Below are 15,260 nucleotides of genomic sequence, written 5' to 3'. Positions count from 1 at the left end.
CGTCATGTCCGGCGGGGGACCGGCCCGGCCGCTACCGGCGGAACCGGTGGCAGATGTAGGCGAGGGTCCCGAGCAGCAGCCGGGCCTGGGGCGGGCCCCCGGCGGAGTCGAGCGCGGGCGGGCGCAGCCAGCAGACCTGGCCGAGGCCGGCCCGGTCGGAGGGCGGCGCCGTCACGAAGGCGCCCCGGCCGAGGGCCCGCAGGTCGAGGTCGGCGTCGTCCCAGCCCATCCGGTACAGCAGCTGGGGCAGCTCGGCCGCCGCGCCCGGGGCCACGAAGAACTGCGCCCGGCCGTCGGCGGTGACGATGACCGGACCCAGCGGCAGGCCCATCCGCTCCAGCCGCACCAGCGCGCGCCGTCCGGCCTCCTCGGAGACCTCGATGACATCGAAGACGCGGCCCACGGGGAGCAGTACGGCGGCGCCCGGGTACTCGCTCCAGGCCTCGGTGACCTCGTCCAGGGTGGCTCCGGCCGGGACCGTGGGGGCGAAGGCCAGCGGATGCGCCCCGGGCGCGGTGCACTGTGCGTCCCCGCAGGAGCAGTCGCGGGCGGGCGCCGCGGCGCGGGCGCCGGGGACCACGTCCCAGCCCCACAGTCCGGTGTACTCCGCCACCGCCGTGCACTCCGAGGTCCGGCCGCGGCGCCGGGTGGCGGAGCGGAACTCCTTGGTGCCGCGGCTGCTGCCGATCGTGAAGCCCATGCCCATGCCCCCTCCAACGGGTCGGACGTTCCGGTGGTTACGAAGCAGGTGGTGACGACCTCGGCGGGACCTCTGCCGGTGGCCCCGCCGCGGGGTGACCTCCGATGCCGCCCGGCGCACTCCTCGCCGCGCGCGCCCCGAGCGCACTCCAGTCCAACCGATCCGCTTTCACCTCGGTGTCAAGTGAATCGCGCCTGGCCGGTGGCTAGTTCATTCGAAGGGGTGGCGAATGGTGGCGTTTCTGGAATCGACCTCGCGGCAGGGGTGATCGTAGGATTACTTTCGGTACACGAAACCGAAGGCGGCCCATCCGTGGGTATGCCGGAGGCAATACGTGAAGGACCTGTGAAGGTCCGTGGTGGCGCACGGCGCCCCGGCCAGGGTTTCGTGTGGAAGAGGCTGAGCGGATGGGGGCGTTCCAGTGAGCGGCAACGGCGCAAGCGGAACGATCGAGGATGCTGCTGCGCGCAATGACCAGCTGACCTCGTGGTTCGTCCGCAGCGGCTGGTCCAAGGGCGAGCTGGCCAGGCAGGTCAACCGCCGGGCCCGCCAGATGGGCGCCCACCACATCAGCACGGACACCTCCCGGGTGCGCCGCTGGCTCGACGGTGAACAGCCCCGCGAGCCCGTCCCGCGCATCCTGTCCGAGCTGTTCTCCGAGCGCTTCGGCTCCGTCGTCGCCATCGAGCAGCTCGGCCTGCGCACCGCCCACCAGACCCCCTCCGTCTCCGGGGTCGACCTGCCCTGGGCCGGCCCGCAGACCGTCGAACTGCTCGGCGAGTTCTCCCGCAGCGACCTGATGCTGGCGCGCCGCGGCTTCCTCGGGACGTCGCTCGCCCTCTCCGCCGGCCCCGCCCTCATCGAGCCCATGCAGCGCTGGCTCGTCCCGGTACCGGCCGCCGACCCGGGACCGCGCGGGGCGGGGCCGACGGGCGCCCTCGGCGGCCACCGCCCACCCCGGCTCTCCGTACCGGAACTCGACCTCCTCGACGCCACCACCGTCATGTTCCGCCAGTGGGACGCCCAGTGCGGGGGCGGACTGCGCCGCAAGGCCGTCGTGGGCCAGCTCCACGAGGTCACCGACCTGCTCCAGGAGAACCACCCGGCCCCGGTCATGAAGCGGCTCTTCAAGGTCGCCGCCGAACTGGCCGAACTGGCCGGCTGGATGAGCTACGACATCGGCCTGCACCCCACCGCGCAGAAGTACTTCGTGCTCGCGCTGCACGCCGCCAAGGAGGGCGGGGACAAGCCGCTCGGCTCGTACATCCTCTCCAGCATGAGCCGCCAGATGATCCACCTGGGCCGCCCCGAGGACGCCCTGGAACTCATCCACCTCGCGCAGTACGGCAGCCGCGACTGCGCGGGCCCGCGCACCCAGGCCATGCTGTATGCGATGGAGGCCCGCGCGTACGCCAACATGGGCCAGCCCAGCCGCTGCAAGCGGGCCGTACGGATGGCCGAGGACACCTTCTCCGACGTCGGCTTCGCGGGCGAGCCCGAACCCGACTGGATCCGCTTCTTCTCCGAGGCGGAGCTCAACGGCGAGAACTCCCACTCGTACCGGGACCTGGCCTACGTGGCCGGGCGCAGCCCCATGTACGCCTCCCTCGCCGAGCCCGTCATGGAACGGGCCGTCGAGCTCTTCGAGAAGGACCAGGAGCACCAGCGCTCCTACGCCCTCAACCTCATCGGCATGGCCACCGTGCACCTGCTCCAGCGCGAGCCCGAGCAGGCCGCCTCCCTCGTCGACCGGGCCCTCGACGTGGCGGGAAAGGTGCGGTCCGAACGGGTGAACACCCGCCTGCGCAAGACCGTCGACACCGCCGCCCGTGAGTACGGCGACGTCGCCGAGGTGCGCCGGCTCACCGACCACCTCGCCTCCCGGCTCCCCGAAGCCGCGGAGGCCGTCTGACGGCCCGCACGGCCGTCCCCCGAGGCCCCGGCCGCGGCAGTCACCCCGTGAAGCCCGATCAGGCTCCCCCAGCCAGGACATCCGGGTGCTGCCGCGGCCGGCCCACCCTTTTCGAGCCCGAGCGGGCGCCGCTCCCGCGGAGGGGGCTGCCCACCGTCGTGGCTCCCTGATCGGCCATTGCCGCGTTCACCACGTCGTAACACCACGGATGCCTTCGTCATCGGCGCGAAACACCGAGCGGCGCCGCCGGAAACCGGCCTGCGCGAATCTCGGGGTCATTAACCGGCCAGCTTCCCCGGCCCGGCCGGACACCCCTTTTACGCCGCTCAGGTTTTCACGATCGCCCGCACGCGAACGTACCGACGACGAGGAGACGCCGATGGCATCAGCCATCACGACCCTCGCGGCAGACGCCCCGACGCTGTCTGCCGCGAACACCGGGTTCATGCTCATCTGCTCCGCCCTGGTCATGCTGATGACCCCGGGACTCGCCTTCTTCTACGGAGGCATGGTCCGCGTCAAGAGCAGCCTCAACATGCTGATGATGAGCTTCATCAGCCTCGGGATCGTCACGATCCTGTGGGTCCTCTACGGCTTCAGCCTCGCCTTCGGCACCGATTCCGGTTCCCTCATCGGCTGGAACTCCGACTACGTCGGCCTCAGCGGCATCGGGATCACCGAGCTGTGGGACGGCTACACCATCCCGGTCTACGTCTTCGCCGTCTTCCAGCTGATGTTCGCCGTCATCACCCCCGCCCTGATCAGCGGTGCGCTGGCCGACCGGGTGAAGTTCGGCGCCTGGGTCCTGTTCACGGCCCTGTGGGTCACCGTCGTCTACTTCCCCGTCGCCCACTGGGTCTGGGGCGCCGGCGGCTGGCTCTTCGAGCTCGGCGTCATCGACTTCGCGGGCGGCACCGCCGTCCACATCAACGCCGGCGCCGCCGCCCTCGGCGTGATCCTGGTCATCGGCAAGCGGGTCGGCTTCAAGAAGGACCCGATGCGCCCGCACAGCCTCCCCCTCGTGATGCTCGGCGCCGGTCTCCTGTGGTTCGGCTGGTTCGGCTTCAACGCGGGCTCCTGGCTCGGCAACGACGACGGCGTCGGCGCGGTCATGTTCGTCAACACCCAGGTCGCCACCGCAGCCGCCATGCTCGCCTGGCTCGGCTACGAGAAGCTGCGCCACGGCTCCTTCACCACCCTCGGCGCCGCCTCCGGCGCGGTCGCCGGCCTCGTCGCCATCACCCCCTCGGGCGGTGCCGTCAGCCCGCTCGGCGCGATCGCCGTCGGCGCCATCGCCGGTCTGCTGTGCGCCATGGCCGTGGGCCTCAAGTACAAGTTCGGCTACGACGACTCCCTCGACGTGATCGGCGTCCACCTCGTCGGCGGTGTCGTCGGCTCCCTGCTCGTCGGCCTCTTCGCCACCGGCGGGGTCCAGTCCGACGTGGCCGGCCTCTTCTACGGCGGCGGTCTGGAACAGCTCGGCAAGCAGGCCATCGGCGTCTTCGCCGTCCTCGCCTACTCTCTGGTGGCATCGGCGCTCCTCGCCTTCCTCCTCGACAAGACGATCGGGATGCGGGTGTCCGAGGACGACGAGGTCGCCGGTATCGACCAGGTCGAGCACGCCGAGACGGCCTACGACTTCAGCGGAGCCGGTGGCGGAGCCGCCTCGCGGAGCACCGCCGCACCCACCCCCTCCGCCGCGAGCAAGAAGGTTGACGCATGAAGCTGATCACCGCGATCGTCAAGCCGCACAAGCTGGACGAGATCAAGGAAGCCCTCCAGGCCTTCGGAGTGCAGGGACTCACGGTCACCGAGGCCAGCGGCTACGGCCGCCAGCGCGGTCACACCGAGGTCTACCGCGGTGCCGAGTACCAGGTCGACCTCGTCCCCAAGATCCGCATCGAGGTCCTGGTCGACGACTCCGACGCCGAGGAACTGATCCGGGTGATCGTGAGCGCGGCGGCCACCGGCAAGATCGGTGACGGCAAGGTGTGGAGCGTCCCCGTGGACTCGGTCGTACGGGTCCGCACCGGCGAGCGCGGCGCTGACGCGCTCTAGGTGACGGGAGCTCCTGGGTGACGAGCGTCGAAGAGAACACGGACCACACGGCCGACTCGGGACCCAGCGGATACGCCGCGGCCCGGCTGCGACTCCTCCAGGAGTCGCAGTCCGGGCCTTCGCGGCGTTCCGCCCTGGCCGGGCTGACCGACGAATGGCTGAACGCCCTGTTCACGACCGCCGCACGGGAGACGGGCGTCCGCGGCGCCACCCTGGTGGCCGTCGGGGGCTACGGGCGGGCCGAGCTCTCCCCCCGCAGCGACCTCGACCTGGTGCTGCTGCACGACGGCAAGGCGGAGCCGCGGGCCCTGAGCGCGCTGGCCGACCGCCTCTGGTACCCGGTGTGGGACCTCGGCCTCGCCCTCGACCACTCGGTACGGACCCCCGGCGAGGCCCGCAGGACCGCCGCCGAGGACCTGAAGGTGCACCTCGGCCTGCTGGACGCCCGCACGGTCGCCGGTGACGCCGGACTCCTCGCCGGCCTGCGCACCTCCGTACTGGCCGACTGGCGCAACCAGGCGGCCAGGCGGCTCCCCGAGCTGCATTCCCTGTGCCGGGAACGCGCCGAGCGGGCCGGGGAACTCCGCTTCCTGCTCGAACCCGACCTCAAGGAGGCCCGCGGGGGCCTGCGCGACGTCACTGCGCTGCGGGCCGTCGCCGCGTCCTGGCTGGCCGACGCCCCGCGCGAGGGCCTCGCCGAGGCCCGCCGACGGCTCCTGGACACCCGCGACGCCCTGCACCTGGTGACCGGCCGGGCCACCGACCGGCTCTCGCTCCAGGAACAGGACCAGGTCGCCGACCGGCTCGGACTGCTCGACGCGGACGCGCTGCTGCGCGAGGTGTACGAGGCCGCGCGGGTCGTCGCGTACGCCGGCGACGTGACCTGGCGGGAGGTCGGGCGCGTCCTGCGGGCCCGTGCCGCCCGGCCCAGGCTGCGCGGACTGCTGGGCGCCCGCGGCGACCGGGCGACCGCGCGGGCCCCGCTGGCCGAGGGCGTCGTGGAGTCCGACGGGGAGGCCGTCCTGGCCCTGGCCGCGCGCCCCGACCGCGATCCCGTACTCGCCCTGCGGTTCGCCGCCGCTGCCGCGCAGGCGGGTCTGCCCGTCTCCCTGCACGCCGTGCGCAGACTCGCGGCGCAGGCGAAGGCGCTCCCGGTGCCCTGGCCCGCCGAGGCGCGGGAACAGCTGCTGACCCTGCTGGGGGCGGGGGAGCCGACGGTGGCCGTATGGGAGGCCCTGGAGGCGGAAGGGCTGATCACGCGGCTGCTCCCGGACTGGGAGCGGGTCCGCTGCCGCCCGCAGCGCAATCCCGTCCACACCTGGACGGTGGACCGGCACCTGATCGAGACGGCGGTACGGGCCTCGGCCCTCACCCGCCGGGTCGGCCGTCCCGACCTGCTCCTGATGGCCGCGCTCCTGCACGACATCGGCAAGGGCTGGCCCGGCGACCACTCGGTGGCCGGCGAGACCATCGCCCGCGACGTCGCCGCCCGGATCGGCTTCGACCCGCAGGACGTCGCCGTGCTGGGGGCGCTCGTACGGCACCACCTGCTGCTGATCGACACCGCGACCCGGCGCGACCTGGACGACCCGGCCACGGTCCGCGCGGTCGCCGACGCCGTGGGCTCGGTGGGCACGCTGGAGATACTGCACGCCCTGACCGAGGCGGACGCCCTGGCCACCGGGCCGGCGGCGTGGAGCGCATGGCGGGGATCGCTCGTGGCGGACCTCGTCGCCCGGGTCGCCGCCGTGCTGCGCGGCACGGCCCCGGCGGCCGGTGAACCGGAGATCCCGACCACCGAACAGGAACGGCTGGCGGTGGAGGCCCTGCGCACCGGGGAGCCGGTCCTGGCCCTCCAGGCCCGCCAGGAGGAGGACGCGGTCGGCGTGGACCTCGTCGTCGCCGTACCCGACCAGCCCGGGGTCCTCCCCGCGGCGGCCGGGGTGCTGGCCCTGCACCGGCTCACCGTACGGGCCGCCGACCTGCGCTCCATGGAGCTCCCGGACCGGCTGGGGGAGGTCCTGGTGCTGCGCTGGCGGGTGGCGGCGGAGTACGGAGCGCTGCCGCAGGCCGCCCGGCTCCGTACCGACCTGATCCGCGCCCTGGACGGTTCGCTGGACGTCCCGGCGAAGCTCGCGGACCGCGAGGGGGCGTACCCGCGCCGCCGCGGGGTGGTCCCGCCGCCGCCCCGGGTGACGGTGGTCCCGGACGTCTCCTCCCTGGCCACGGTCCTGGAGGTCCGCGCGCCCGATGCCGTCGGCCTGCTGCACCGGATCGGCCGGGCCCTGGAGTCGGCGGGCGTCCGCGTCCGCAGCGCGCACGTCTCCACGCTGGGCGCGAACGCCGTGGACACGCTGTACGTGACCACCGCGGAGGGCAAGCCCCTGGAACCCGCGGAGGCGGCCGCTCTGGCCTCGGCGGTGCAGGTGGCCCTGTCCTAGCCCCCCGCCGCTGCTCGAAAACGCCGGGGAGGCCGGATTTCTCGGCCTCCCCGGCGTTGAGGGGCGGGGGCCGGGGCGGAGCCCCGGGAAACGGCTGCAGGGCGGGCGGGGGGAAGCTCCGCGCGGCGGCGGAACCGCACCAGGAGCAGGCAGGTCCCCGGATGGGGGAAGGGCCCGATACCCTGGGGGACGACCACAACACCCCCGACCCGAGGAATCGCGACCACCGTGTTCGATACGCTCTCCGACCGCTTGGCGAATACCTTCAAGGGCCTGCGCGGCAAAGGCCGGCTGTCCGAGGCTGACATCGACGCAGCGGCCCGGGAAATCCGTATCGCGCTCCTCGAGGCCGACGTCGCCCTCCCGGTCGTCCGCTCCTTCATCGCGAACGTCAAGGAACGCGCGCGCGGTGAAGAGGTCAGCAAGGCCCTGAACCCGGGCCAGCAGGTCCTGAAGATCGTCAATGACGAGCTCGTCACCATCCTCGGCGGCGAGACCCGGCGGCTGCGCTTCGCCAAGACCGCCCCCACCGTGATCATGCTGGCCGGTCTCCAGGGTGCCGGTAAGACCACCCTCGCCGGAAAGCTCGGTCTCTGGCTGAAGGGCCAGGGCCACGCCCCGCTGCTGGTCGCGTGCGACCTCCAGCGCCCCAACGCCGTCAACCAGCTGAGCGTCGTCGCCGAGCGCGCCGGCGTGGCCGTGTACGCGCCCCAGCCCGGCAACGGCGTCGGCGACCCGGTCCAGGTCGCGAAGGACTCCGTCGAGTACGCGCGGACCAAGCAGTACGACATCGTCGTCGTCGACACCGCCGGCCGACTCGGCATCGACGCCGAGCTGATGCAGCAGGCCGCGGACATCCGCGACGCCGTCAGCCCCGACGAGATCCTCTTCGTCGTCGACGCCATGATCGGTCAGGACGCGGTCAACACCGCCGAGGCCTTCCGCGACGGTGTCGGCTTCGACGGCGTCGTGCTCTCCAAGCTCGACGGCGACGCACGCGGTGGTGCCGCGCTCTCCATCGCGCACGTCACCGGCAAGCAGATCATGTTCGCCTCGAACGGCGAGAAGCTCGACGAGTTCGACGCGTTCCACCCCGACCGCATGGCGGGCCGGATCCTCGACATGGGTGACATGCTCACCCTGATCGAGCAGGCCGAGAAGACCTTCTCGCAGGCCGAGGCCGAGAAGATGGCGGCCAAGCTCGCCAAGGGCCCCAAGGAGTTCACGCTCGACGACTTCCTGGCCCAGATGGAGCAGGTCCGCAAGATGGGCTCCATCTCCAAGCTGCTCGGCATGCTGCCCGGCATGGGGCAGATCAAGGACCAGATCAACAACATCGACGAGCGCGACGTCGACCGCACCGCCGCGATCATCAAGTCGATGACCCCGGCCGAGCGTCAGGACCCGACGCTCATCAACGGCTCGCGCCGTGCCCGTATCGCCAAGGGCTCCGGCACCGAGGTCAGCGCCGTCAAGTCGCTGGTCGAGCGGTTCTTCGAGGCCCGCAAGATGATGTCCCGCATGGCCCAGGGCGGCGGCATGCCGGGCATGCCCGGCATCCCCGGGATGGGCGGCGGCCCCGGCCGGCAGAAGAAGCAGGTCAAGCAGGCCAAGGGCAAGCGCAAGAGCGGCAACCCGATGAAGCGCAAGGAAGAGGAGGCCGCAGCCGCGGCCCGCCGGGAGCAGGGTCCGCAGGCGATCGAGCCCGCGGCCGCCGGCAACCCCTTCGGCCTTCCGGCGGGCGGCCAGGGCGGCGAGGACTTCGACCTTCCGGACGAGTTCAAGAAGTTCATGAAGTAACACCCGCGCAGGTGGGAGAGGAGGGCCCCGGCCGTGTTCGCACGGTCGGGGCCCTCCCGTTTCCTGCTGGGGCGATGGTCTGATTTATCCCTTATGGTCGGCCGGGAGGATGGCAGAAGGAGACGCCCCGTGCCCAGCCCCACCCCCGTACCTCCCCGCGACAGGGCCGACACCCCCTGGCGCTCGGAAGGCGCCCCGCCCAGTCCTCCGCCGAAGAAGAAGGGGCTGCCGGGCGGCTGGCGGGGGCTGATCCTCGCGGCCCTGATCGTCTATCTGGTGGCCAACCTGGTGCTGTCCTTCTTCAACGAGGGGGACGAGCCGACGATCTCGTACACCGAGTTCAGCAAGCAGGTCGCCGCCGGCAACGTCTCGAAGATCTACTCCAAGGGCGACGCCATCCAGGGCGAGCTGAAGGCCAAGCAGCCCCTGCCCGACGGGGACAAGGGCGACTACACCAAATTCGTCACCCAGCGCCCGGCCTTCGCCGACGACGAGCTGTGGGCCGACCTCACCAAGCAGAACGTGACCGTGACGGCCTCGCCGGTCGTCGTCCAGCGCAGCTTCCTCTCCAACCTGCTGATCTCGCTCGCCCCGATGCTGCTGCTGGTCCTCCTGTGGGTGGTCATCGCCCGCCGGATGGGTTCGGGGATGGGCGGCATGGGCGCGCTGGGCCGCAAGGCGCCGCCCAAGCCGGTGGAGCTGGAGACGGGCGCCAAGCGCACCACCTTCGAGGACGTGGCCGGCATCGACGAGGTCGAGGGGGAGCTCAACGACGTCGTCGACTTCCTCAAGAACCCGCAGGAGTACCACAGGATGGGCGCCCGGATGCCCGGCGGGGTCCTGCTCTCCGGGCCGCCCGGCACCGGCAAGACCCTGCTGGCGCGGGCGGTCGCGGGCGAGGCCGGGGTGCCCTTCTTCTCGGCCTCCGCCTCCGAGTTCATCGAGATGATCGTCGGAGTCGGCGCCTCCCGGGTGCGCGAACTGTTCACCGAGGCCCGCAAGGTGGCCCCCGCCATCATCTTCATCGACGAGATCGACACCATCGGACGGGCCCGCGGCGGCGGCAGCGCCATGGGCGGCCACGACGAACGCGAACAGACCCTCAACCAGATCCTCACCGAAATGGACGGCTTCTCCGGATCGGAGGGCGTGATCGTCCTGGCGGCCACCAACCGCGCGGACGTACTGGACCCGGCCCTGACCCGGCCCGGCCGCTTCGACCGCATGGTGGTCGTCTCCCCGCCCGACCGGGGCGGCCGCGAGGCCATCCTGCGCATCCACACCCGGGACATCCCGCTCGCCGAGAGCGTCGACCTCGCGCAGGTGGCCCGTACGACTCCCGGCATGACCGGAGCGGACCTCGCCAACCTGGCCAACGAGGCCGCGCTGCTGGCCGTCAAGCGCCGGCAGACGCAGGTCACCCAGCCGGATCTGTCGGACGCCCTGGAGAAGGTCCAGCTGGGCGCCGAGAGGCCGCTGGTCATGCCGGAGGAGGAGCGCCGCCGCACCGCCTACCACGAGAGCGGCCACGCCCTCCTGGGCATGCTCCAGCCCGGCGCCGACCCCGTCCGCAAGATCACGATCGTCCCCCGCGGCCGCGCGCTGGGCGTCACGCTCTCGACCCCGGACGCGGACCGGTACGCCTACACCGAGCCGTACCTGCGCGGCCGCATCATCGGCGCGCTCGGCGGCATGGCGGCCGAGCACGTCGTCTACGACGTCATCACCACCGGCGCCGAGAACGACCTGGAACAAGTGACCAACATCGTCCGCGGCATGGTCGGCCGCTGGGGCATGAGCGAGCGCATCGGCCGCCTCACCGCCATCCCCTCCGACGGACAGAGCCCCTACGGCCTCTCCGCCGCCCCGGCCACCCTCGACGCCGTCGACCACGAGATGCGGCGCATCGTCGACGAGTGCTACCTGGAGGCCTGCCGCCTGCTGCGCGAGCACCGCCCGCAGCTGGACGCCCTCGCGGAGGCCCTCCTCGCCAACGAGACACTGGACGAAGCGGCCGCCTACGCCGCCGCGGGCATCGTCCGGATGACGAAGGCGCACGGCAGCGACTGAGGATCGGGCGTCGGTCCGTCAGTCCACCCGGGCGATCACGTACCGGAAGATGTTCGGCAGCCACACGGCGCCGTCGGACCGCTCGAACGGGTGAAGCGCCTCGGCCAGTTCCTTCTCCGCCAGCACGGAATCCGCCATCCCGAAGGGCGCCGCGCCGGCCGCCCCGGTGGAGCCGGTGCTCGCAACGGGATAGAGCCCGGTCGACAGCAGGCCGCGCACCGCGCTGTCCACGTCCGCGTACCCGAACGGGCAGAACACCCGCCCGGAGCCGTCCGGCCGGAGCCCGGCCCGCTCCACCAGCGAGTCCAGGTCCCGCGGCGAGGGTCCGCCGCCCAGGACCGAGGGCACCGTGCACCGCTCCGCGGGGCCCCAGTCGGCCAGCACCACCGCACCGCCGCGGCGCACCGCGGGCAGGGCCGCCTCCAGGGCCGCCGGGTCCGGGGAGAAGGCGAGCAGGGCGTCGTACGGTCTGGGCGGCGAAGCGGGCTCCGGCGGAGCCGCCAGGACCTCGAGCAGCCGCTCACGGGCCAGCGCCCGGCGGGCCGGATCCGCCTCCACGCCCGTGGCCACGGCTCCCCGCCCGGCCGCCAGCAGCAGGGCCAGACCGGCTCCGCAGTCCAGATCGAGCAGCCGGTCGCCCGGCCCGACCTCCAGCCGGTCGTAGACCGCCTCGTACAGCGGTACAAGCATCCGTTCCTGGATCTCCGCCCAGTCCCGGGCGACGAGCGTCGCCGTCGGCGTCGGTGTCATCGAAAGAGCGCTCCTGATTCCGTCTCGCCCCCTTGCCCCCGTTGCCAGGGAACTCCCCATTCGCCCCCGCGTCCAGAGGAGCGCGGCACCCGATTCACGCATCGCGTGCCGGGCGCCGTACGATTCGCCGCATGGCAAAGGCACCCGTTCTCACCCCGCAGGCGGAGGATTTCCCCCGCTGGTACCAGGATCTGATCAACAAGGCCGAGCTGGCCGACAACGGTCCGGTCCGCGGCACCATGGTCATCCGACCGTACGGCTACGGCCTGTGGGAGCGGATGCAGCAGGAGATGGACGCGCGCATCAAGGACGCGGGCGCCCAGAACGCGTACTTCCCGCTGTTCATCCCGCAGTCGTACCTGACGAAGGAAGCCGAGCACGTTGAGGGCTTCGCCCCGGAGCTCGCGGTCGTCACGCACGGCGGCGGCAAGGAGCTGGAAGAGCCCGTCGTCGTCCGGCCCACGTCCGAGACGATCATCAACGACTACTTCTCCAAGTGGGTCCAGAGCTACCGGGACCTGCCCCTGCTGATCAACCAGTGGGCCAACGTGGTCCGCTGGGAGATGCGCCCGCGCGTGTTCCTCCGTACGAGCGAGTTCCTCTGGCAGGAGGGCCACACGGCCCACGCCACCTACGAGGACGCCCGCGACTACGCGGCCCGCATCCACACGGACGTCTACGGCGACTTCATGACGAACGTGCTCGGCATCGACGTCGTGCTCGGCCGCAAGACCGCCAAGGAGCGCTTCGCCGGCGCCATCAACACCCTCACCCTCGAGGGCATGATGGGCGACGGCAAGGCCCTCCAGCTGGGCACGAGCCACGAGCTCGGCACCAACTTCGCCAAGGCCTTCAACACCCAGTACCTGTCGAAGGAAGGCAAGCAGGAGCTCGTCTGGCAGACCTCGTGGGGCGTCTCGACCCGCATGGTCGGCGGCCTGATCATGTCCCACGGCGACGACAACGGCCTGCGGGTCCCGCCGCGCCTCGCGCACGTCCAGGTCGTCGTCATGGCGATCAAGGGCGACGAGGCCGTGGCCAAGGTCCGTGAGCTGGGTGCCCAGCTGAAGGCCGCCGGCCTGCGGGTCTTCGTCGACGACCGCGTCGACACCCCCTTCGGCCGCCGCGCCGTGGACTGGGAGCTCAAGGGCGTACCGGTCCGCATCGAGATCGGCCCCCGCGACCTGGAGGCCGGCACCGCGATGCTCGCCCGCCGGATCCCGGGCGGGAAGACCCCGGTGCAGATCGACGCCCTCGCCGACCTGCTGCCCAAGGTGCTGGACGAGGACCAGGCGCAGCTGCTGCGCGAGTCCCGCGAGCGCCGCGAGGCCCGTACGTCCGACGTCTCGACCATCGGGGAGGCCGCCGAGGCCGCCATCGCTGGCGGCTGGGCGCGGATCCCGTGGGCCGACCTCGGTCCGGAGGGCGAGGCGAAGCTGGCCGAGCAGGCCGTCTCCGTGCGCTGCCTGATCGCCGAGGACGGGTCGGTCCCGGAGGCGGACGACGCCCCCGGTACGCTCGCGATCGTCGCGCGCTCGTACTGACCGGGAAGCGACCGGGATCGGGTCGACGGACTCCTGTGCCCCGGCGTGCGGCTGCTGCCGTGCGCCGGGGCCGGTTCATGTTGGTCGACGTTAAGTACCGACTCCTCCTGAGATCGGCGCACCCGTCCTCGTCAGGACGCATGAGGCTGAACTGACTGGTACGTGCAAAAAATTTGGAATGGCCCGGAATCGGAACACCCGGGCACCTCGGCTCGTTGTCACGACGTGAGCACGACACCACCTGTTCTCGCCGCAGAGCTGGCGCAGGCGTGGGCCGATATTCAGCGGTACCACCCCGAGCTGCCTGACCTTGCCGCGCCCGAGTCCCTGATCGGAGAGTCCTCGTCCGCCTGTGGCGCCGAGCTCTCCTTCGAGCGACTGCTGCACGAGGCAGTCCACGGCATCGCCGCCGCCCGCGGCGTCCGTGACACCTCGCGCGCCGGCCGCTACCACAACCGCAGATTCCTCGCGATCGCCGAGGAGATGGGGCTGGACCACTCCGAGGAACCGCACGCGAGCAGCGGCTTCTCGCTGGTCACGCTCAATCCGGAGGCGAAGCGGCGCTACCGGCCCACCATGGAGCGGCTGCAGCGTGCGCTGAAGGCACACACCGCCGCCACGGCGGCCGACACCAAGCGCAGCTTCCGCGGTCCGGCGGCCCGGCACGGTTCCTCCGGAGGCGGCGTTCGCGTCAAGGCGGTCTGCGACTGCGGGCGCAACGTGCGGGTGGTCCCCTCCGTGCTCGCCCAGGCGCCGATCGTGTGCGGTGGCTGCATGAAGCCCTTCCGGATTCCCGAAGTGGCCATCGCGGCGGCCTCCTGACCGCCTCACCCGCCGCCGCCGGGGCCACCGCCCCACGGTGAAGCGGCCGCCGGGCCCCCCGTCCCCACCGGGGCGGCCGCCGACGGCACGCGCGGGCAGCCCGCAGCGCCGTACCGGCGGTGAGCCGCGCCCTGCGCCCCGTACGGCCACTCCGGCGGCATGCCGTGCCCGCGCGGGGACGGCAGCGGGACGGTCGGCGGGTCCATGCGTTCCTGCCCGGATGCGTTCCTGCCCGCCCGGCTGAGCCCGCCGCAGGCGTATGGCACAATGGCTAGCTGTACTCGACAGTCGCATAGGACCCCTCTCTCCTCCGGCTGACGCGTCCATCGGGCACCCGAGTACCGCAACCCCACGTGGCATCTCATGTGCCCAACCACGTCAAGTTCAGGAGACACCACTCCAGTGGCAGTCAAGATCAAGCTCAAGCGCCTCGGCAAGATTCGCCAGCCGCACTACCGCATCGTCGTCGCCGACGCCCGCACCCGCCGGGACGGTCGCGCGATCGAAGAGATCGGTATCTACCACCCGACCTACAACCCGTCGCGCATCGAGGTCAACGCCGAGCGTGCGCAGTACTGGCTGTCCGTCGGCGCCCAGCCCACCGAGGCTGTGCTCGCCATCCTGAAGCTGACCGGTGACTGGCAGGCCCACAAGGGTCTCCCCGCCCCCGCGCCGCTCCTGCAGCCGGAGACGAAGGAGAGCAAGCGTCGCTCCTTCGACGAGTTCGCCAAGGCCCTCGAGGGCATCGGCGAGGGCAAGGGCGAGGCCATCACGCAGAAGGCGAAGAAGGCCGACAAGAAGGCGGACGAGGCTGAGGCCGCCGCCGAGTCGACCGAGGCCTGATCATGCTCGAGGAGGCTCTTGAGCACCTCGTAAAGGGCATTGTGGACAACCCCGACGAAGTGCAGGTCGCCTCGCGCAACCTGCGCCGCGGGCAGGTGCTCGAGGTCCGGGTTCACCCCGACGACCTCGGCAAGGTGATCGGCCGCAACGGCCGCACCGCACGTGCTCTGCGCACCGTCGTGGGCGCCATCGGCGGCCGTGGGATCCGCGTCGACCTCGTCGACGTGGACCAGGTCCGCTGAGCAGTTGAATCACCGGCACGGGCCGGGGAGGGCGTTGGTTGCCCGCCCCGGCCCGTGTCGTTTCTGCCCCCGGGCAGG

Annotated in this window: 12 protein-coding genes; 10 read left to right on the top strand and 2 right to left on the bottom strand. The window is 71.9% G+C overall.

What is annotated here, in order from left to right:
- Positions 1 to 31: 31 nt before the first annotated feature.
- Complete coding sequence (locus ACWGE1_RS04965) at positions 32 to 700, bottom strand: bifunctional DNA primase/polymerase (RefSeq protein WP_453419150.1); 669 nt, start codon at positions 698 to 700, stop codon at positions 32 to 34.
- A gap of 421 nt (positions 701 to 1,121) precedes the next feature.
- On the opposite strand from ACWGE1_RS04965, the gene nsdA reads away from it, so the two are divergent.
- The 6 genes from nsdA to ftsH all read left to right on the top strand — a co-directional run bounded on the left by nsdA (position 1,122) and on the right by ftsH (position 10,981).
- The gene (nsdA, locus tag ACWGE1_RS04960) at positions 1,122 to 2,612 is read left to right on the top strand and encodes a transcriptional repressor NsdA (protein WP_453419149.1); all 1,491 of its coding nucleotides are present in this window, start codon (positions 1,122 to 1,124) and stop codon (positions 2,610 to 2,612) included.
- A 379-nt stretch (positions 2,613 to 2,991) separates the two neighbouring features.
- Positions 2,992 to 4,335, top strand: coding sequence for an ammonium transporter (locus ACWGE1_RS04955; RefSeq protein WP_453333071.1), 1,344 nt, complete (start codon positions 2,992 to 2,994; stop codon positions 4,333 to 4,335).
- Positions 4,332 to 4,670 (top strand): P-II family nitrogen regulator, encoded by a 339-nt coding sequence (locus tag ACWGE1_RS04950; RefSeq protein ID WP_030009357.1) that lies wholly within the window; start codon positions 4,332 to 4,334, stop codon positions 4,668 to 4,670. Before ACWGE1_RS04955 ends, ACWGE1_RS04950 begins: the two co-directional genes overlap by 4 nt.
- Before the next feature lie 17 nt (positions 4,671 to 4,687).
- Positions 4,688 to 7,111, top strand: a complete 2,424-nt coding sequence (locus ACWGE1_RS04945) for a [protein-PII] uridylyltransferase (protein ID WP_453419148.1) — start codon at positions 4,688 to 4,690, stop codon at positions 7,109 to 7,111.
- Between the two features lie 228 nt (positions 7,112 to 7,339).
- Positions 7,340 to 8,911, top strand: a complete 1,572-nt coding sequence (ffh, locus tag ACWGE1_RS04940) for a signal recognition particle protein (RefSeq protein WP_453419147.1) — start codon at positions 7,340 to 7,342, stop codon at positions 8,909 to 8,911.
- Positions 8,912 to 9,004: 93 nt separating this feature from the next.
- Positions 9,005 to 10,981 (top strand): ATP-dependent zinc metalloprotease FtsH, encoded by a 1,977-nt coding sequence (gene ftsH / locus ACWGE1_RS04935; protein ID WP_453419146.1) that lies wholly within the window; start codon positions 9,005 to 9,007, stop codon positions 10,979 to 10,981.
- A gap of 18 nt (positions 10,982 to 10,999) precedes the next feature.
- On the opposite strand, the gene ACWGE1_RS04930 is transcribed toward ftsH, so the two are convergent.
- Positions 11,000 to 11,731, bottom strand: coding sequence for a methyltransferase type 11 (locus ACWGE1_RS04930; protein WP_453419145.1), 732 nt, complete (start codon positions 11,729 to 11,731; stop codon positions 11,000 to 11,002).
- A 131-nt stretch (positions 11,732 to 11,862) separates the two neighbouring features.
- Between ACWGE1_RS04930 and proS the strand changes: the two genes are divergently transcribed.
- The 4 genes from proS to ACWGE1_RS04910 all read left to right on the top strand — a co-directional run bounded on the left by proS (position 11,863) and on the right by ACWGE1_RS04910 (position 15,182).
- Positions 11,863 to 13,275 carry a proline--tRNA ligase gene (gene proS / locus ACWGE1_RS04925; RefSeq protein WP_453419144.1) on the top strand — a complete coding sequence of 471 codons (1,413 nt, stop codon included), beginning with the start codon at positions 11,863 to 11,865 and terminating at the stop codon, positions 13,273 to 13,275.
- Between the two features lie 225 nt (positions 13,276 to 13,500).
- Positions 13,501 to 14,097 (top strand): hypothetical protein, encoded by a 597-nt coding sequence (locus tag ACWGE1_RS04920; RefSeq protein ID WP_328927878.1) that lies wholly within the window; start codon positions 13,501 to 13,503, stop codon positions 14,095 to 14,097.
- 402 nt (positions 14,098 to 14,499) lie between these two features.
- Complete coding sequence (rpsP, locus tag ACWGE1_RS04915) at positions 14,500 to 14,940, top strand: 30S ribosomal protein S16 (protein ID WP_030386406.1); 441 nt, start codon at positions 14,500 to 14,502, stop codon at positions 14,938 to 14,940.
- A gap of 2 nt (positions 14,941 to 14,942) precedes the next feature.
- Entirely contained in the window at positions 14,943 to 15,182 is a 240-nt protein-coding gene (locus tag ACWGE1_RS04910; protein WP_030011889.1) for an RNA-binding protein, read from the top strand.
- The last annotated feature ends 78 nt before the right edge of the window (positions 15,183 to 15,260 follow it).

It is taken from the genome of Streptomyces sp. NPDC054932 (genome assembly GCF_053610205.1).
The sequence above is the reverse complement of the archived record's forward strand: the minus strand, read 5'-3'. Positions and strand labels throughout refer to the sequence as shown.

What these genes read in the sequence shown, in the direction of transcription:
- ACWGE1_RS04965 (WP_453419150.1), bottom strand. Translation starts at nt 700, where the DNA reads ATGGGCTTCACGATCGGCAGCAGCCGCGGCACCAAGGAGTTCCGCTCC.
- ACWGE1_RS04955 (WP_453333071.1), top strand. Translation starts at nt 2,992, where the DNA reads ATGGCATCAGCCATCACGACCCTCGCGGCAGACGCCCCGACGCTGTCT.
- ACWGE1_RS04950 (WP_030009357.1), top strand. Translation starts at nt 4,332, where the DNA reads ATGAAGCTGATCACCGCGATCGTCAAGCCGCACAAGCTGGACGAGATC.
- ftsH (WP_453419146.1), top strand. Translation starts at nt 9,005, where the DNA reads ATGGTCGGCCGGGAGGATGGCAGAAGGAGACGCCCCGTGCCCAGCCCC.
- ACWGE1_RS04930 (WP_453419145.1), bottom strand. Translation starts at nt 11,731, where the DNA reads ATGACACCGACGCCGACGGCGACGCTCGTCGCCCGGGACTGGGCGGAG.
- proS (WP_453419144.1), top strand. Translation starts at nt 11,863, where the DNA reads ATGGCAAAGGCACCCGTTCTCACCCCGCAGGCGGAGGATTTCCCCCGC.
- ACWGE1_RS04910 (WP_030011889.1), top strand. Translation starts at nt 14,943, where the DNA reads ATGCTCGAGGAGGCTCTTGAGCACCTCGTAAAGGGCATTGTGGACAAC.